A 12,717-nucleotide genomic window follows, 5' to 3' on the forward strand; every position below is an offset into this window, starting at 1 on the left:
AGGATCCCCTATGACATCCTCCATCGCAGCTATCCACGTCGCCAAGAAGCAGCTCGGCCTGGACGACGACACTTATCGCGCCAAGCTCGAAAAGATCACCGGCAAGGCCTCGGTCAAGCTGATGACCGAGGCCGAGCGCCAGACGGTGCTGACGGTGTTTCGCAACGAAGGCTTCGCGCCGGCTCCGGCCGGCGCAGGCAAACGCAAGTCGCTGACCGGAAAATTCGCCAAGAAGCTCCAGGCGCTCTGGATTGCGGGCTGGAACCTCGGTGTTGTCGAGAACCGTGACGATGCCGCGCTGCTCGCCTTCGTCACCCGGCAGACCGGGCTGGACCATGTCCGCTTTCTCCACCATGCCGACGATGCCCGCTCGGCCATCGAAGGCCTGAAGCGGTGGCTGGCGCGCGAGGCGGGCGTTAGCTTCGGGAATAACAACGGCTATGACTGGCTGTCGAGCGACGGGGCGAAGATCGCCTGGGCGCAGTGGAGGATCCTCTATCCCGGCTGCAGCCTGATCGTCCGTCAGGGTTTTGACCAGGAGGTGATGGCGCTTGCCGGTGATGACGTTCGGTGGATCGGGGATCTAACAGCCAGACACTGGCAGTTGGTAATGAACGCATTCGGTGAACGGGTTCGAGCGAGGAAGGGCGGTGCTTGATGCTTGGAGACCCCATGCTCGCGCAGTTTGCGTCACCATCCGTGCTTAGGAGGTTCTATAATCGTGGACCCGTAACCAAGGTAAACGGTGCGGTCTCCATCCAGCAGAAACTCTCCGCGCACACCGAATTCGACCGGACGTCTCGGAACTTCACTTTGCCAGCTGCAGCAGAAGGTCAAACCAACTTTCTCTGGCTGCATGTTCGGGCCACAGCCGGCGAGGCGCAACGGTATGTCAAATCTATGGGCGCGGTTTCTGGAAGCTCTAAGCAGGGAAATTATTGCGCTAGCAGTATCCTTTCCATCCTCAAACACGATGATGCCCTCACGATAATCAAGCGCCAGTTCATGGATCAACATCGGCCGACGATTATGATTCACGATCTCAATTACAATGGTGGCGTGAGAAGTAAATTCTTCGAAATCCCGTTGATAAACAGAGAAGGACGGAGGGATATCGCCGAGGACCGCGTCTGCTTGGCGCTTTGCTTGACGGGCAGAGTGAAGTGCAAAAGCTGCAGAAAGCAATGCGAACAATGCAGATGCTGCGGAAATCAGCAGATCGGGTTTAAGTTCAATCATTTCCCTGGTTTCCAAACATCTAAAGCTGTTGCCTATGATCCAGGCGCACAGCTTAAGCATAACCTCGCTCAACCCAAAGCCAAGGCTGTGGATAGGTACAGATCTCCCACAGACTCTAATCCTTCTATTTTTTCAGCAACAAGCGGAAAGGTGGATTCGTGATGGTCGCCTATGGCTTTAAATCATTTTTCGCCCCACAGATCGAGGACGGTACCAAGACCCACACGATCAGGGGCTATCGCCGCCGCCATGCCCATGTCGGCGAGCCTATCCAACTGTATCAGGGGATGCGGACACGCTACTGCCGGGCGATCATAGAGGACCCCGTCTGCATTGCGGTGTTGCCGATCGTGATCATGTCGACAGATCTGATAGATGCCGGCATTGCCTACATTGCCATCGATGGGCAGCCGCTGCATCGGGACGAGATCGAGCCTTTCGCCGCCTCAGACGGGTTTGATCCGTTGCGCCTGGCTGGCCATGCGCCGGCCAAGCTGATAGGCGCGACGGCACGCGAAACCATGGGGCGTTTCTGGCGGCAGAGCTATGGCCAAAGTGTCTTCCAAGGCGTTCTTATAAAGTGGGAGCCGCGCCCATGAGGAAGCCTCCCGCCAACCCAATGCCGGAAACCGGCTTCACCATTGCCGTCGTCACCGACCATGCTGTTCTTCGCTTCCTGGAGCGCAGGCACGGCATTGATGTCGAGGCGATCCGCGCAGAGATCCGCGACTTGTGCACCACCGGCGTCCGCTTTGGCGCTGCCAAGGTGATCGCGGATGGGATGAAGTTTGTCATCCAGGACCAAGATGTCGTGACCTGCTTCCGTGTTCAGCAGGGCAAGAGGATCTGATGATGACGCCCGCGCTGCCTCTTTTTCTCACGGACGATTTGAAGAGGCTGCGAGACCGGCGTGAAGCGCTTTTGAAGCGCCTTCAAACCATGCGCCCGCACGAGCGTGGCAGATATGAAAAACTCGGAGAATTGAAAGCCGTGACGAAGGAAATCCTGATCATCGAGCAGCAGTTGGAGGTGCGCCGTGGCTGAGATCCGCGTGCCCGCCCATATCCAGCCGTATGTGACGGCGATCGGCATCGAGCAGGCTATCGAATTCCTGCTCGCCTTCGGCGGCTCCTATGTCTATCTTTCGGAGAACCCTCAGAAGGGTTCGTCAGTCGCCGCAGAAATGGGGATGGACGCAGCTATGCGGTTGGCAGCAAAGGTCGGCTCTGGTGCTTTATACGTGCCGACAGCAAAGCCCTTTATCGCCAGCCATTTAAAGTATAATAAGGGCCTGAACACGAACGATATTGCCCGCAAGCTGCACACGACCCACAAGACAGTTAGCAAGTGGCTACGTTCCGGTGAAGCCAATCAACTCGATCTCTTCGATTATTGACCCGGTCACCCTACCGGCTGTTTTGACACGCCCATAACGAGCAAATTCGATCTCAGCAAAGCCGGTCTTGCCCGGCTTTTTTCTTTCGCTGGGAACGATCATGAACAACTGGCCGAAACAGTCCGCCGTCGCCGATTTCTACGGCAGCAATCTCAAAATCACCAAGGGTGTCGCCGGGCCTGATCCGGCCTGGGAGAAGGCAAACCTCGTGCTGGTGCCGATCCCGTGGAAGGCTGTTGCCGCTTGGGACGCCTCTCTGCCCATCAAATCCTTCCGCGTTCATGCCAAGTGCGCCGATAGCCTCGGCCGCGTCCTCGGCAATATCTGGGACGCGTTTTGGCGGAACCAGAAGAACATCGAGGGCGCTGGCATCCATCTGATCGGCGGCGGCTATAACTGGCGGCAGATGCGCGGCAAGGCTGCCCTTTCCATGCACGCCTATGGCTGCGCCGTGGATCTCGATCCGGCCAACAACGGTCTCGGCGATCCGACGCCCGACATGGATGAGCGTGTCGTGGATGCGTTTGAAGACGAAGGCTGGATCTGGGGCGGCCGCTGGTCGCCGCAGCGCCGCGACGGCATGCATTTCCAGGCGGCAATCGTATGAAGATCAGCATCAGACGGAAGGTGGCTATGACGGCGGTGCTGGCCAGTATCTATCTGGCCGTCTGCACCGGCGCATCGTGGATTGCCGGTCACGCCCTGCTGAATGCCGTTGTCGCCGCTCTCCTGGCCGTTCCCTTTGCGTGGCTGATCCGTGAGACTTGGAGCGACGACTGATGGAGCGGCCGTCCTACACCACCTCGAAACAATGGCTCTGGTGCTCCGGCGCTCTCGCCTGGGCGGTGATCCTGGCGCTGACGCTGTCGGCCTGCCTCGGCTCGGATCAGGCGGTCGCCTTCGGCACCATCGCCGTGCCGAGCATGGTTGGCCTGATCGTGGCGCTGCTCGGCGTCCACCGCGCCTTCGGTTCTCTGGACATGCGGGCGATGACGCGCGGCCCGAAGCCCGATCCGCCTTGTTTTGATCCTCCCGCCGGAGGTCAGTCATGAACCGTTATCTCGTGATCGGCCTCGGCGCTCTTGCGATTACCGCCGCTATCGTCTGGGGCGGGGTTGCTGCGGTCAGCAAGGTCGAGAGCCTGGTAGATAAAGCCGCAGCCTCGGCTCGCAGCGAGCGCGACAATTACTGGCGCGCCGAGATCGAGAAATCGAACGCGGCTGCCCAGGCAAAGATTGCCGAAACCCTCAAGCAAACCATGGCCGCACAGGATGCGGCCCGCGATCAGATCGAGGCCGCCAACCAGCGTGCCGATGCATTGGAGAAACAGAATGTGTCTTTGCCGGATGATGGCACTGGTGGCATTAGCCGCGCTCGCGTCCGGCTGCTCAATCAGCGCTGACACCCCGCCCGTCGTCAAGACAGTCTATGTCGAGCGCGAGGTCCCGGAGGCATCCAAGGTGCCCTGCGCCGCCCCTGTTTCGCTGCCGGATCGGCGGCTGAGTGAGCCGGAAAGCGCGACCTATTGGGGGCAAGATCGGACGGCGCTGCGCACCTGCGAGGCCCGTCGCGCCGCTGCCGTCTCGGGGGGCGCCAATGTTCAGTAATGCCCATTTTGAATTGGCCGAGGAACGGGTGGAGCAAGAGCGAGAGGCGCAGGTCGCGGCAGCCCGGGCGGATCTCCGGAGGGATGGCGCAGACGAGTGCGTCGATTGCGGGCAGCAGATCCCGCTGGCGCGCAGGCGCGCCTATCCGGCTGCTTCGCGCTGCATCAACTGTCAGACCGAGATCGAGCGGGAGGTGTATTGCCGATGATCCTCGATTTGACAGCTATTGCGAGCTTTATTGCCGTTGCACTTTCCGGTCTCAATCTGCTGGCCTTGATCCGCAACATGTTGTCGTCCGGCGAGCGAAAACTGGATGAGAGGATCACCAAGGTTGAGGGCACCCTGATTGAACATGACCGCCGTGTTCAGGCTGTTGAGGGGGAGCTGAAGCACATGCCCGACAAGGAGACAGTCCAGAAACTCCAGCTGGATATGGCAGAGATGAAGGCTCAACTGACTGCCATGGTGAAGGCGACGGAAGCGACGGAACGGGCGACGCGCCGGGTCGAGGATTTTTTGCTGAAGCGTGGGGCTGACTAATGAGTGATTTCAACGAGTTTTTGACGGAGGATGCGCGCCTGGTCGTTCTCAAGGCCTTGGCGCAGGAGAGCAACGCGACCCTGAATGAAACGATCTTGACCCGCATACTGGAGATGTTCGGGCATAATCGGTCGCGTGAGTGGGTGCGGACCCAGCTTTCAAAGTTGTCAGAGCTTGGGGCCGTGCGCACGACGCAGGCCGGGAGCGTGGTCATCGCATCGCTAACCCAGGCTGGTCTCGATCACGTGGAGCGCCGGTCGTTCATCTCTGGCATCGCCAAGCCGTCGCTGGGGGGCTGACGTATGGCCGGCCGAGGACGTCTTTCCAATCTCGACCAGTTGCCCGAGGAGGCGCAGGACGATCTGATCTGGGCGATCAGTGAGCTAAACCAGCGCCGGCGCTCCCAGGCTGATATCCTGTTCGAGTTCAACGATCGGCTTGAAGCCAAAGGCATCGAGCCTGTTTCCAGGTCGGCGTTCAATCGCCGCGCTACGCGTCTGGCAAGGCGAACCATGCAACTGGAAGAGCGCCGGTTTATCTATGCCGGGGTTGCCGAGCGTCTGACCCCCGACGAAGTCGGCAAGACCGATCTCGTGCTTGGTGAGTTCCTGAAAACCCTGATCGACGATCTCCTGGACAAAGAAGAGATGGGGACCAAGAACGCCATGGAACTGGCGAAGGCCTATAAGGAGACGCTGGTCGCGCAACGCCATTCAATTGAGTTGCGCCGGAAGGCCGAAGAGCAGGCGAAAGCCAAGCTTATCAAGGCCGTCGATCAGGTCGCTGGGGCTGTCCAATCTGGTGAAAAGCCGGACGGCCAGGAAGTCTTGCGCAAGATCCGCGAAGACATCTACGGGATCTTTGAAAAATGAAGTCCCCAGCCGTTCCTCTTTATGGCTACCAGCAGCGCTGGCTGCTCGATCGCTCACGCTTCAAGCTCGGCATGTTCGCCCGCCAGACCGGTAAGACCTTTACGACCACGCTGGAGACGGTTGACACCTGCTTTGAAGCCGCCGTGTCCGGAAAGCGTGAGCGTTGGGTGATCCTGTCGCGCGGGGAGCGTCAGGCGCGCGAAGCGATGAACGAGGGGATCAAGGTCCATTGCAAGGCCTATGATCTCGCTTTTCAGGAGGCGGAGTTCGATTGGGAAGGCGAGAGCGGCACCCACAAGGCGCTGGAAGTGACGCTGCCGCATGGCTCGAAGATCACTGCGCTGCCGGCCAATCCCGATACGGCGCGCGGCTTTTCCGCCAATGTGTTTCTGGACGAGTTCGCCTTTCATAAGGACAGCCAGCAGATCTGGCGGGCGCTCTTTCCCGTCATCTCCAAGGGCTGGAGCATTCGCGTTACCTCGACCCCGAACGGCAAGAGCAACAAGTTCTACGAGCTTGCGACCGGACCGGAGAGCGATCCCTGGAGCCGTCATATTGTCGATATCTATCAGGCCGTCCGCGACGGGCTGCCGCGTGACATCGAAGAATTGCGCGCGGGTCTGGCGGACGAGGATAGCTGGGCGCAGGAATTCGAACTGAAATGGCTCGATGAGGCAAGTGCCTGGCTCTCCTATGAGCTGATTTCCTCCTGCGAGGACGAGAAGGCCGGTGATCCGGAGGGCTATCAGGGCAATGTCTGCTTTGTCGGGCGCGATATCGGCCGGCGCGAAGACCTGCATGTCATCTGGGTTTGGGAGCAGATCGGTGACGTCCTTTGGGAGCGGGAGCGCATCGAGCAGAAGCGCGCCACCTTTGCCGAGATGGACGAGGCCTTCGACGATGTGATGCGGCGCTACCGGGTCGGCCGGGCCTGTATCGACCAGACCGGCATGGGCGAGAAGGTGACCGAAGACGCGCAGCGCCGCTATGGCAGCCGCATCGAAGGCGTGCTGTTTACCGCGCCCAACAAGCTCGTCATGGCGACACGCGGCAAGGAGCGGTTCGAGGATCGTACCGTGCGTATCCGCCAGGGCGACCAGAAGCTTCGGGCCGATCTGCACAAGCTGCGCAAGGTGGCGTCTGCCACAGGTGCGCCGCGCTTTGTCGCCGAGCGCGATGACGACCATGCCGACCGCACCTGGGCGGCCTTCCTCGGCATCCACGCCGCCGATGGGCTGGTTGGCGAATATGCCTATCAGCCGGCCCCAGCGCCGAAACCCCGATTTTCCGAAAGCCAGACCGAGGATGAACAGCCCTACCGGATGGCGTCGATGCGCAACAAACGCGGAGGCTATTGATGGCCCAGGTTCTCGACCAGTACGGCAACCCGATCCGCCCGACCCAGATGAAGCAGGAGCAGGCCGCACCGACCGTGATCGGCGTGCGCCGCCCGGTCGGCAATCATCAGGCTCCGGGTCTCACGCCGCCCAAGCTTGCCCGCATCCTGCGCGAATCGCTCGACGGCGATCCAGAGCGCTATCTGGAACTGGCCGAGGATATGGAGGAGCGCAACGAACATTATGCCGGTGTTCTCGGTGTCCGCAAACGGCAGGTCTCGGGGCTGGAGATCACGGTGGAGGCGGCAAGCGATGCCGCCGACGATGTCGCTGCTGCTGATCTCGTGCGCGATGTGATTGACCGCGACGACCTTGAGGATGAGCTGTTCGATATTCTCGATGCTGTCGGCAAAGGGTTTTCAGCAACTGAGATCATTTGGGACACGTCGGAGGGCCAGTGGACGGTCGACGCGCTGAAATGGCGTGATCCGCGCTGGTTCGTGTTCGACCGCAATGATGGCGAGACACTGCGCCTTCGCGGTCCAGCGGGTGACGAGGATCTATGGCCGGCCAAATGGATCGTCCATCGCTCCAAGATCAAGTCCGGCCTGACGATCCGGGGCGGGCTGGCGCGCTCTGCCGCCTGGGCCTATTTGTTCAAGACGTTCACTGCGTCTGACTGGGCGATCTTTTGCGAGGCCTACGGTCAGCCGCTTCGGATCGGGAAATACGGCGAGAACGCGTCTGAAGAGGACAAAGCTATCCTGCTTCGCGCCGTCTCTTCGGTGGCCTCAGACTTTGCCGCCACGATCCCTGAGGGCATGCTGATCGAGTTCGTCCAGGCGTCAATCACTGGCAGCATCGACCTTTATGAGCGGCGCGCCGACTGGCTTGATCGCCAGATCTCCAAGCTTGTCTTGGGCCAGACCGGGACGACGGACGCGCAGGCGGGCGGCTATGCGGTCGGCAAGGTGCATGACGGTGTGCGCGAAGATATCGAGCGCGCCGATGCCCGTCAGCTTGCCGCCACGCTGAACCGCGATCTCATTATTCCGCTGGTCTCGCTCAACCTCGGGCCGCGCAAGAAATATCCGAAGATCCGTATCGGCCGTCCGGACGAGACCGATATCAACAATCTGGTTTCGAACGTCGTCAAGTTGGTGCCGCTGGGCCTGAAGGTGGGCATGTCGACCATGCGCGACAAGCTCGGTCTACCCGATCCCGACAAGGATGAGGAATTACTCATGCCCCGCGCCGCAGCGCGCGCGCAGCCATCTGACCAGCAAGACCAGCCATTACCGACAGCCATAGCCGCGCAAAGCCAAGCTGCTGCGGCCAATCATGATGCGATTGATCTTGCATCTGCCAGGATCACGGACGACAACTGGCAGGAAATGACCCCGCCCGTAGTCGATGGCCTGGCCGAAGCGTTGAGTGGGGCAGCCTCGGTCGAGGAAGCGCAGGCCATCATGGCGCGCCACGTCAGCGCCATGGGCGTCAATGCCTTCGTGCAGCAGCTCGCCCGCGCGGCGTTTGCGGCGAGGATCTCCGGAGAAGCTGACGAGGCCCTTTCATGACCGCGACGATCGCGGCACTCAAACCTGAAGACGCGATCAAGGCGCTGAAAGCACGCGGTGAAACGCTGGCTCCATCCTTCTCATGGCAAGATGTCTACGCAGAGGAACATGCCCAGCAGCTCACGGTCGCAAAATCTGCTGGCTTCGACATCCTCACGGATCTGTTCGACGGCCTTCAAACCAGCCTTGCAGAGGGAAAGACATTCCGGGACTTTGCCAGCCAGATCACGCCGATCCTGCAGGCCAAGGGCTGGTGGGGTGTACAGCAGGTCACTGATCCGCTGACCGGCGAGCGCCGTAAAGCGCAGCTCGGCTCGACCAGTCGCCTGCAACTGATCTTCAACGCCAATATGCGTGTGTCCTATGCGGCAGGGCATTGGGCAGCCTTTGAGCGTAATAAGGCCCGCCGGCCCTGGCTGCGTTATGTGTGCATTCTTGATGACCGGACCCGACCGGAGCATCGCAAGCGGCACAATCTCTGCCTTCCGGTCGATCATCCCTATTGGGACACCTGGGCACCGCCTTGCGGGTGGAATTGCCGCTGCACCTTGCAGAGCCTGTCGGATCGGGACGTCGAACGCATGCGGGGCGAGCTGAAGTTTACGCCGCCCGATGATGACTTCGTCGCCTTCACCAACAAGCGCACAGGTGAGATCCGGATGATCCCGCGCGGCATCGATCCAGGCTGGGATCATAATCCCGGCAAGGCGGGATACCGTGCCTTCGACGCGGCCGAGAAGCTGATCGCCGCGCCGCCTGTCATGGCCGCCCAGGTCAACAAAGATCCGGACTGGCTGATCAAGCCACTGGGCGACGACTTTGCCCGTTGGTTCGATGCGGCGACGGCCGGCGGGCGCGTCGATCGCTCGATCGTCGTCGTCGGTGCTTTGTCGGACGATGTCCTGTCGTCGCTTGCCAAAGGCGGGATCACGCCGCAGTCCGGTGCGATCACCCTGACGCAGCAGGTAGCGCTGCACATGGTGCGTGACGCAAAAGCGGGCGCTGGCAAGGCGGTTGATATGGCCGCTCTGCGGCAGTTGCCCTTCAATCTCAACCGGCCTCGGGCGGTGCTGCGCGACAGGCGCGATGGTGCGCTTCTTTATGTCTTCGATAGCGGCCAAGATCCGCGCCTGGCGAAGGTCGTGGTGAAAATCGATTTTGCTGACAAGGGCCGGCCACCTGGGGGAAAGGCGCAAACGATCGTCACCAATTCAATCCGGACGGCTGGTCTGGTCGAGACGCGCGTCCTGACCGACAAAAACACCTACGACCTGATGAGCGGAACGATTTAGGAGATGTGGCCATCAAGGGGGTACGCCACTCTCCCCGTAACAGTAGCCTGCGTTGCAGGGCACCAAACCGGACGTGCGATTTCCCGGTTGTCATGATGGCCACAAAGTCAAAATACGCGTCACGGGCATGGAATTCAAGGAGGCCCGATTTAAGCGCCACAGACGCGCGTGGAGCGCTCTTTCGGGCGGTGGCGCGCGCCGAACCCGAAAGAGCGCTCCACGGGCTTCAAACCGGCTTCAAAATCGAAGCCTTGCCTCATCCCTCGATCATGATATGAGTTTCCTGTCCGCTTCGGATCAGGTCGCGCTCATCCGGTCACCCTACCGGCTGTTTTCAAATTGAGCGCCGGGGCAATCTCGCCCCATGACGAAACGCACCCAAACACTCTTTCCCGGCCTTGTCGCCGCTCACTCCATGATGCTGTCCGACACAGCGTTGCCGGCTGATGGCGCGTCGGGTCGCTGGATCATGTTGTTGCCGATCGGATCGTTTTCCGGCCGGGATGGTCGCGGTCCTTATTCGGTCGACGGCATGGACGGCATGCAGGCGGTGATCGCCGCGACCGCGCAGCGCGCTGGCAGCGCCGACCTCGTGGTCGATTACGATCATCAGACGCAGTTTGCGGCCGTTCCGGGTGTCGGCGGGCAAGCGCCGGCAGCAGGCTGGATCAAGCAACTCCAAGCCCGTGCCGACGGTCTCTACGGCCTCGTCGAATGGACGGCAAAGGCTGCGCAGTCCATTCGCGCCGAGGAATATCGCTACATCTCTCCGGTCTATCAGCACGATAAGAGCGGTCGGGTGCTGCGGCTGATTTCCGCCGGCCTTACCAACGTGCCCAATCTCGATCTTGCGGCCGTGGCCGCCAGTGCTCAACCCAACCAGGAACACGATATGAAAGCGATTGCTGCCGCCTTGGGGCTTTCCGAGGACGCGGATGAGAACGCTATTCTCACCGCGATCAACAGTGTGCTGACCGGCAATGCGGCCATTGCCGCTGCCGCCGGCCTTCCCGCCTCCGCCAAGCCGACCGAAATTGTCACGGCGATCCAGTCGGCCCGCGGCGAGGTCGACCCGACGCGCTTCGTGCCGATTGAGCAGGTCACGGCTCTGCAAACTGGTTTGAAGACCCTTCAAGCCAAGATTGAAGGGGAAGAAGCCGAGACCGCAGTCAACCGGGCGATCACCGAAGGCAGACTTGCGCCGGCGCTCAAAAACTGGGGCCTGGACCTCCACAAGAAGGACCCGGCGGCCTTCAAGGCTTTCGCCGATGCCTCTCCGGTTCTGACTGCCACGCAGCGTGCCGGCGTCACGCCACCTGTCGCGGGCTCGGAAACGGAGCTGACGAGCGAGGATCTGGCGGTGATGAGCCAAATGGGTCTCAGCAAGGAAGCCTTCCTCAAGGCCAAGAAAGGTGGTGATGCATGACGGCGCTGACCGAAGATCGCAACACGCCCCAGCGTTCTGGCGATAACCGCAACTTTCCGGTCAAGGGGGCAACGACGCTCTTTGCCGGATCTATGGCGGCGATCGATACGACTGGCATGCTGGTGCCGGCCGGCGCCACCGCCACCTTGAAGATTGTCGGTCGCAACGAGCGCCGGGTCGTCAACGCCGGTGCAGACGGCAGTGTTCGTGCTGACGTCAAAACCGGGGTCTTCCGTTTTGGCAATTCGGCATCGACCGACGCCATCACCTTGGCCGATGTCGGATCGAGCTGCTATGCGGTCGACGATCAGACGGTCGCCAAAACCTCCAATTCTTCCGCGCGTCCCGTGGCCGGCACGATCTTCGATGTCGACGATGACGGCGTGTGGGTCAAATTCTCCTAAACGAGGCCGTCCATGCTGATCACGCGTCAATCTCTCCAGTCGGCTTTTGTCGGCTTCAATGCAGCTTTCCAGGCTGGTCTTGGAATGGCTACTCCGCAATGGGCGCGGATCGCGACCCTGATTACCTCGACCACCAAGACGCAGGAATATGGCTGGCTCGGCCAGTTCCCCGGCATGCGCGAATGGATCGGCGACCGCGTGGTCAACGGTCTTGCCAGCCACGGTTATACGCTGACCAACAAGTCCTATGAGACGACGATCGGCGTCGACCGCGACGATTTCGAAGACGACAATCTCGGCATTTATGGGCCGATGTTCCAGCAGCTTGGCCAGAACGCAGCGCTCTTTCCCGACCAGCTTGTCTGGGGGCTCCTGAAGAACGGCTTTGCCACGAAGTGCTATGACGGCCAGTATTTCTTCGACACCGATCATCCGGTGCTCGATGCCAAGGGCAACGTCAATTCGGTGGCCAATACCGATGGCGGCAATGGCACGGCCTGGTTCCTGATCGACGATACCCGCGCCTTGAAGCCGCTGATCTACCAGAGCCGCAAGCCCTTCACGAACCTGATCCGTAAAGACCAGGAGAGCGACGACAACGTCTTCTTCAAGAAGGAATATGTCTACGGTCTCGATGGCCGCTGCCAGGTCGGCTTCGGCTTTTGGCAACAGGCCTGGGGCTCGAAGCAGACGCTGGATGCCACCAGCTACGAGGCGGCCCGCGTCGGCCTCGGCAGCCTGAAGGCCGATTACGGCAATCCGCTCGCCATCAATCCGCGCCTGCTGATAGTGCCGCCGTCACTGGAAGGCGCGGCCCGCAAGATCGTCGGCAACCAGCTGACCGACAATGGCGGCACCAACCAGTGGTACGGCACGGCCGAGGTGCTGGTCTGCCCTTGGTTGGCGTGATCAGGCTCGTTTGATCTCAACCATCGCCTCCCAAGGCAAGGAGCCGTCAGCTTTGGCTGGCGGTTCCTGATGCAAGAGCCGGCTTCGACGGCTTTTCCACCAGGAACCGAAAAGGAAA

The 12,717-nt window shown here is 60.8% G+C and carries 21 protein-coding genes; 20 read left to right on the forward strand and 1 reads right to left on the reverse strand.

Annotated elements, in window-relative coordinates; genetic code table 11:
• Nucleotides 1-10 precede the first annotated feature (10 nt).
• The gene (locus tag QO005_RS05045) at nt 11-658 is read left to right on the forward strand and encodes a regulatory protein GemA (protein WP_307156895.1); all 648 of its coding nucleotides are present in this window, start codon (nt 11-13) and stop codon (nt 656-658) included.
• Nucleotides 659-690: 32 nt separating this feature from the next.
• Here QO005_RS05045 and QO005_RS05050 read toward each other — a convergent pair whose 3' ends face one another.
• Nucleotides 691-1,239: a hypothetical protein gene (locus tag QO005_RS05050; RefSeq protein ID WP_307156896.1), complete on the reverse strand. Its 549-nt coding sequence runs from the start codon at nt 1,237-1,239 to the stop codon at nt 691-693.
• A 161-nt stretch (nt 1,240-1,400) separates the two neighbouring features.
• Between QO005_RS05050 and QO005_RS05055 the strand changes: the two genes are divergently transcribed.
• The 19 genes from QO005_RS05055 to QO005_RS05145 all read left to right on the forward strand — a co-directional run bounded on the left by QO005_RS05055 (nt 1,401) and on the right by QO005_RS05145 (nt 12,599).
• Nucleotides 1,401-1,838: an ASCH domain-containing protein gene (locus tag QO005_RS05055; protein WP_307157076.1), complete on the forward strand. Its 438-nt coding sequence runs from the start codon at nt 1,401-1,403 to the stop codon at nt 1,836-1,838.
• Nucleotides 1,835-2,089, forward strand: a complete 255-nt coding sequence (locus QO005_RS05060; protein ID WP_307156897.1) for a hypothetical protein — start codon at nt 1,835-1,837, stop codon at nt 2,087-2,089. Before QO005_RS05055 ends, QO005_RS05060 begins: the two co-directional genes overlap by 4 nt.
• Nucleotides 2,089-2,283 carry a hypothetical protein gene (locus tag QO005_RS05065; RefSeq protein ID WP_307156898.1) on the forward strand — a complete coding sequence of 65 codons (195 nt, stop codon included), beginning with the start codon at nt 2,089-2,091 and terminating at the stop codon, nt 2,281-2,283. Before QO005_RS05060 ends, QO005_RS05065 begins: the two co-directional genes overlap by 1 nt.
• Nucleotides 2,276-2,635 carry a hypothetical protein gene (locus QO005_RS05070; RefSeq protein ID WP_307156899.1) on the forward strand — a complete coding sequence of 120 codons (360 nt, stop codon included), beginning with the start codon at nt 2,276-2,278 and terminating at the stop codon, nt 2,633-2,635. Before QO005_RS05065 ends, QO005_RS05070 begins: the two co-directional genes overlap by 8 nt.
• A gap of 100 nt (nt 2,636-2,735) precedes the next feature.
• Nucleotides 2,736-3,242, forward strand: a complete 507-nt coding sequence (locus tag QO005_RS05075; protein WP_307156900.1) for a M15 family metallopeptidase — start codon at nt 2,736-2,738, stop codon at nt 3,240-3,242.
• Nucleotides 3,239-3,415 carry a hypothetical protein gene (locus QO005_RS05080; protein ID WP_307156901.1) on the forward strand — a complete coding sequence of 59 codons (177 nt, stop codon included), beginning with the start codon at nt 3,239-3,241 and terminating at the stop codon, nt 3,413-3,415. Before QO005_RS05075 ends, QO005_RS05080 begins: the two co-directional genes overlap by 4 nt.
• Nucleotides 3,415-3,687, forward strand: a complete 273-nt coding sequence (locus QO005_RS05085; protein WP_307156902.1) for an NAD(P)+ transhydrogenase beta chain — start codon at nt 3,415-3,417, stop codon at nt 3,685-3,687. The genes QO005_RS05080 and QO005_RS05085 overlap by 1 nt, the downstream gene beginning before the upstream one ends.
• On the forward strand, nt 3,684-4,037 hold the full coding sequence (locus tag QO005_RS05090; RefSeq protein ID WP_307156903.1) for a hypothetical protein: 354 nt from the start codon (nt 3,684-3,686) through the stop codon (nt 4,035-4,037). Before QO005_RS05085 ends, QO005_RS05090 begins: the two co-directional genes overlap by 4 nt.
• A 58-nt stretch (nt 4,038-4,095) precedes the next feature.
• Nucleotides 4,096-4,242, forward strand: a complete 147-nt coding sequence (locus QO005_RS05095; protein WP_307156904.1) for a hypothetical protein — start codon at nt 4,096-4,098, stop codon at nt 4,240-4,242.
• Nucleotides 4,232-4,450, forward strand: coding sequence for a TraR/DksA C4-type zinc finger protein (locus QO005_RS05100; RefSeq protein WP_307156905.1), 219 nt, complete (start codon nt 4,232-4,234; stop codon nt 4,448-4,450). Before QO005_RS05095 ends, QO005_RS05100 begins: the two co-directional genes overlap by 11 nt.
• Entirely contained in the window at nt 4,447-4,782 is a 336-nt protein-coding gene (locus QO005_RS05105) for a DUF2730 family protein (RefSeq protein ID WP_307156906.1), read from the forward strand. The genes QO005_RS05100 and QO005_RS05105 overlap by 4 nt, the downstream gene beginning before the upstream one ends.
• Nucleotides 4,782-5,081: a VpaChn25_0724 family phage protein gene (locus tag QO005_RS05110; protein ID WP_307156907.1), complete on the forward strand. Its 300-nt coding sequence runs from the start codon at nt 4,782-4,784 to the stop codon at nt 5,079-5,081. The genes QO005_RS05105 and QO005_RS05110 overlap by 1 nt, the downstream gene beginning before the upstream one ends.
• A 3-nt stretch (nt 5,082-5,084) precedes the next feature.
• On the forward strand, nt 5,085-5,654 hold the full coding sequence (locus QO005_RS05115; RefSeq protein ID WP_307156908.1) for a phage protein Gp27 family protein: 570 nt from the start codon (nt 5,085-5,087) through the stop codon (nt 5,652-5,654).
• The gene (locus QO005_RS05120; protein ID WP_307156909.1) at nt 5,651-7,012 is read left to right on the forward strand and encodes a terminase large subunit domain-containing protein; all 1,362 of its coding nucleotides are present in this window, start codon (nt 5,651-5,653) and stop codon (nt 7,010-7,012) included. Before QO005_RS05115 ends, QO005_RS05120 begins: the two co-directional genes overlap by 4 nt.
• Nucleotides 7,012-8,568 carry a DUF935 domain-containing protein gene (locus QO005_RS05125; RefSeq protein ID WP_307156910.1) on the forward strand — a complete coding sequence of 519 codons (1,557 nt, stop codon included), beginning with the start codon at nt 7,012-7,014 and terminating at the stop codon, nt 8,566-8,568. The genes QO005_RS05120 and QO005_RS05125 overlap by 1 nt, the downstream gene beginning before the upstream one ends.
• Nucleotides 8,565-9,860, forward strand: a complete 1,296-nt coding sequence (locus tag QO005_RS05130) for a phage head morphogenesis protein (RefSeq protein WP_307156911.1) — start codon at nt 8,565-8,567, stop codon at nt 9,858-9,860. Before QO005_RS05125 ends, QO005_RS05130 begins: the two co-directional genes overlap by 4 nt.
• A gap of 364 nt (nt 9,861-10,224) precedes the next feature.
• Nucleotides 10,225-11,286, forward strand: coding sequence for a phage protease (locus QO005_RS05135; RefSeq protein ID WP_307156912.1), 1,062 nt, complete (start codon nt 10,225-10,227; stop codon nt 11,284-11,286).
• Nucleotides 11,283-11,690, forward strand: coding sequence for a hypothetical protein (locus QO005_RS05140; RefSeq protein ID WP_307156913.1), 408 nt, complete (start codon nt 11,283-11,285; stop codon nt 11,688-11,690). The genes QO005_RS05135 and QO005_RS05140 overlap by 4 nt, the downstream gene beginning before the upstream one ends.
• Nucleotides 11,691-11,702: 12 nt before the next feature.
• A complete protein-coding gene (locus QO005_RS05145; RefSeq protein WP_307156914.1) occupies nt 11,703-12,599 on the forward strand; it encodes a Mu-like prophage major head subunit gpT family protein in 897 nt (298 codons plus the stop codon).
• Nucleotides 12,600-12,717 lie beyond the last annotated feature (118 nt).

The sequence above is a fragment of the Allorhizobium paknamense genome, assembly GCF_030815125.1.
GTDB lineage: Bacteria > Pseudomonadota > Alphaproteobacteria > Rhizobiales > Rhizobiaceae > Allorhizobium > Allorhizobium paknamense.

Bases quoted from the DNA above. Each gene is read 5' to 3' on its own strand.
- QO005_RS05145 (WP_307156914.1), top strand. From the start codon at position 11,703: ATGCTGATCACGCGTCAATCTCTCCAGTCGGCTTTTGTCGGCTTCAAT.
- QO005_RS05085 (WP_307156902.1), top strand. From the start codon at position 3,415: ATGGAGCGGCCGTCCTACACCACCTCGAAACAATGGCTCTGGTGCTCC.
- QO005_RS05125 (WP_307156910.1), top strand. From the start codon at position 7,012: ATGGCCCAGGTTCTCGACCAGTACGGCAACCCGATCCGCCCGACCCAG.
- QO005_RS05060 (WP_307156897.1), top strand. From the start codon at position 1,835: ATGAGGAAGCCTCCCGCCAACCCAATGCCGGAAACCGGCTTCACCATT.
- QO005_RS05110 (WP_307156907.1), top strand. From the start codon at position 4,782: ATGAGTGATTTCAACGAGTTTTTGACGGAGGATGCGCGCCTGGTCGTT.
- QO005_RS05120 (WP_307156909.1), top strand. From the start codon at position 5,651: ATGAAGTCCCCAGCCGTTCCTCTTTATGGCTACCAGCAGCGCTGGCTG.
- QO005_RS05130 (WP_307156911.1), top strand. From the start codon at position 8,565: ATGACCGCGACGATCGCGGCACTCAAACCTGAAGACGCGATCAAGGCG.
- QO005_RS05115 (WP_307156908.1), top strand. From the start codon at position 5,085: ATGGCCGGCCGAGGACGTCTTTCCAATCTCGACCAGTTGCCCGAGGAG.
- QO005_RS05045 (WP_307156895.1), top strand. From the start codon at position 11: ATGACATCCTCCATCGCAGCTATCCACGTCGCCAAGAAGCAGCTCGGC.
- QO005_RS05090 (WP_307156903.1), top strand. From the start codon at position 3,684: ATGAACCGTTATCTCGTGATCGGCCTCGGCGCTCTTGCGATTACCGCC.
- QO005_RS05135 (WP_307156912.1), top strand. From the start codon at position 10,225: ATGACGAAACGCACCCAAACACTCTTTCCCGGCCTTGTCGCCGCTCAC.
- QO005_RS05100 (WP_307156905.1), top strand. From the start codon at position 4,232: ATGTTCAGTAATGCCCATTTTGAATTGGCCGAGGAACGGGTGGAGCAA.
- QO005_RS05105 (WP_307156906.1), top strand. From the start codon at position 4,447: ATGATCCTCGATTTGACAGCTATTGCGAGCTTTATTGCCGTTGCACTT.
- QO005_RS05050 (WP_307156896.1), bottom strand. From the start codon at position 1,239: ATGATTGAACTTAAACCCGATCTGCTGATTTCCGCAGCATCTGCATTG.
- QO005_RS05080 (WP_307156901.1), top strand. From the start codon at position 3,239: ATGAAGATCAGCATCAGACGGAAGGTGGCTATGACGGCGGTGCTGGCC.
- QO005_RS05140 (WP_307156913.1), top strand. From the start codon at position 11,283: ATGACGGCGCTGACCGAAGATCGCAACACGCCCCAGCGTTCTGGCGAT.
- QO005_RS05075 (WP_307156900.1), top strand. From the start codon at position 2,736: ATGAACAACTGGCCGAAACAGTCCGCCGTCGCCGATTTCTACGGCAGC.
- QO005_RS05055 (WP_307157076.1), top strand. From the start codon at position 1,401: ATGGTCGCCTATGGCTTTAAATCATTTTTCGCCCCACAGATCGAGGAC.
- QO005_RS05065 (WP_307156898.1), top strand. From the start codon at position 2,089: ATGATGACGCCCGCGCTGCCTCTTTTTCTCACGGACGATTTGAAGAGG.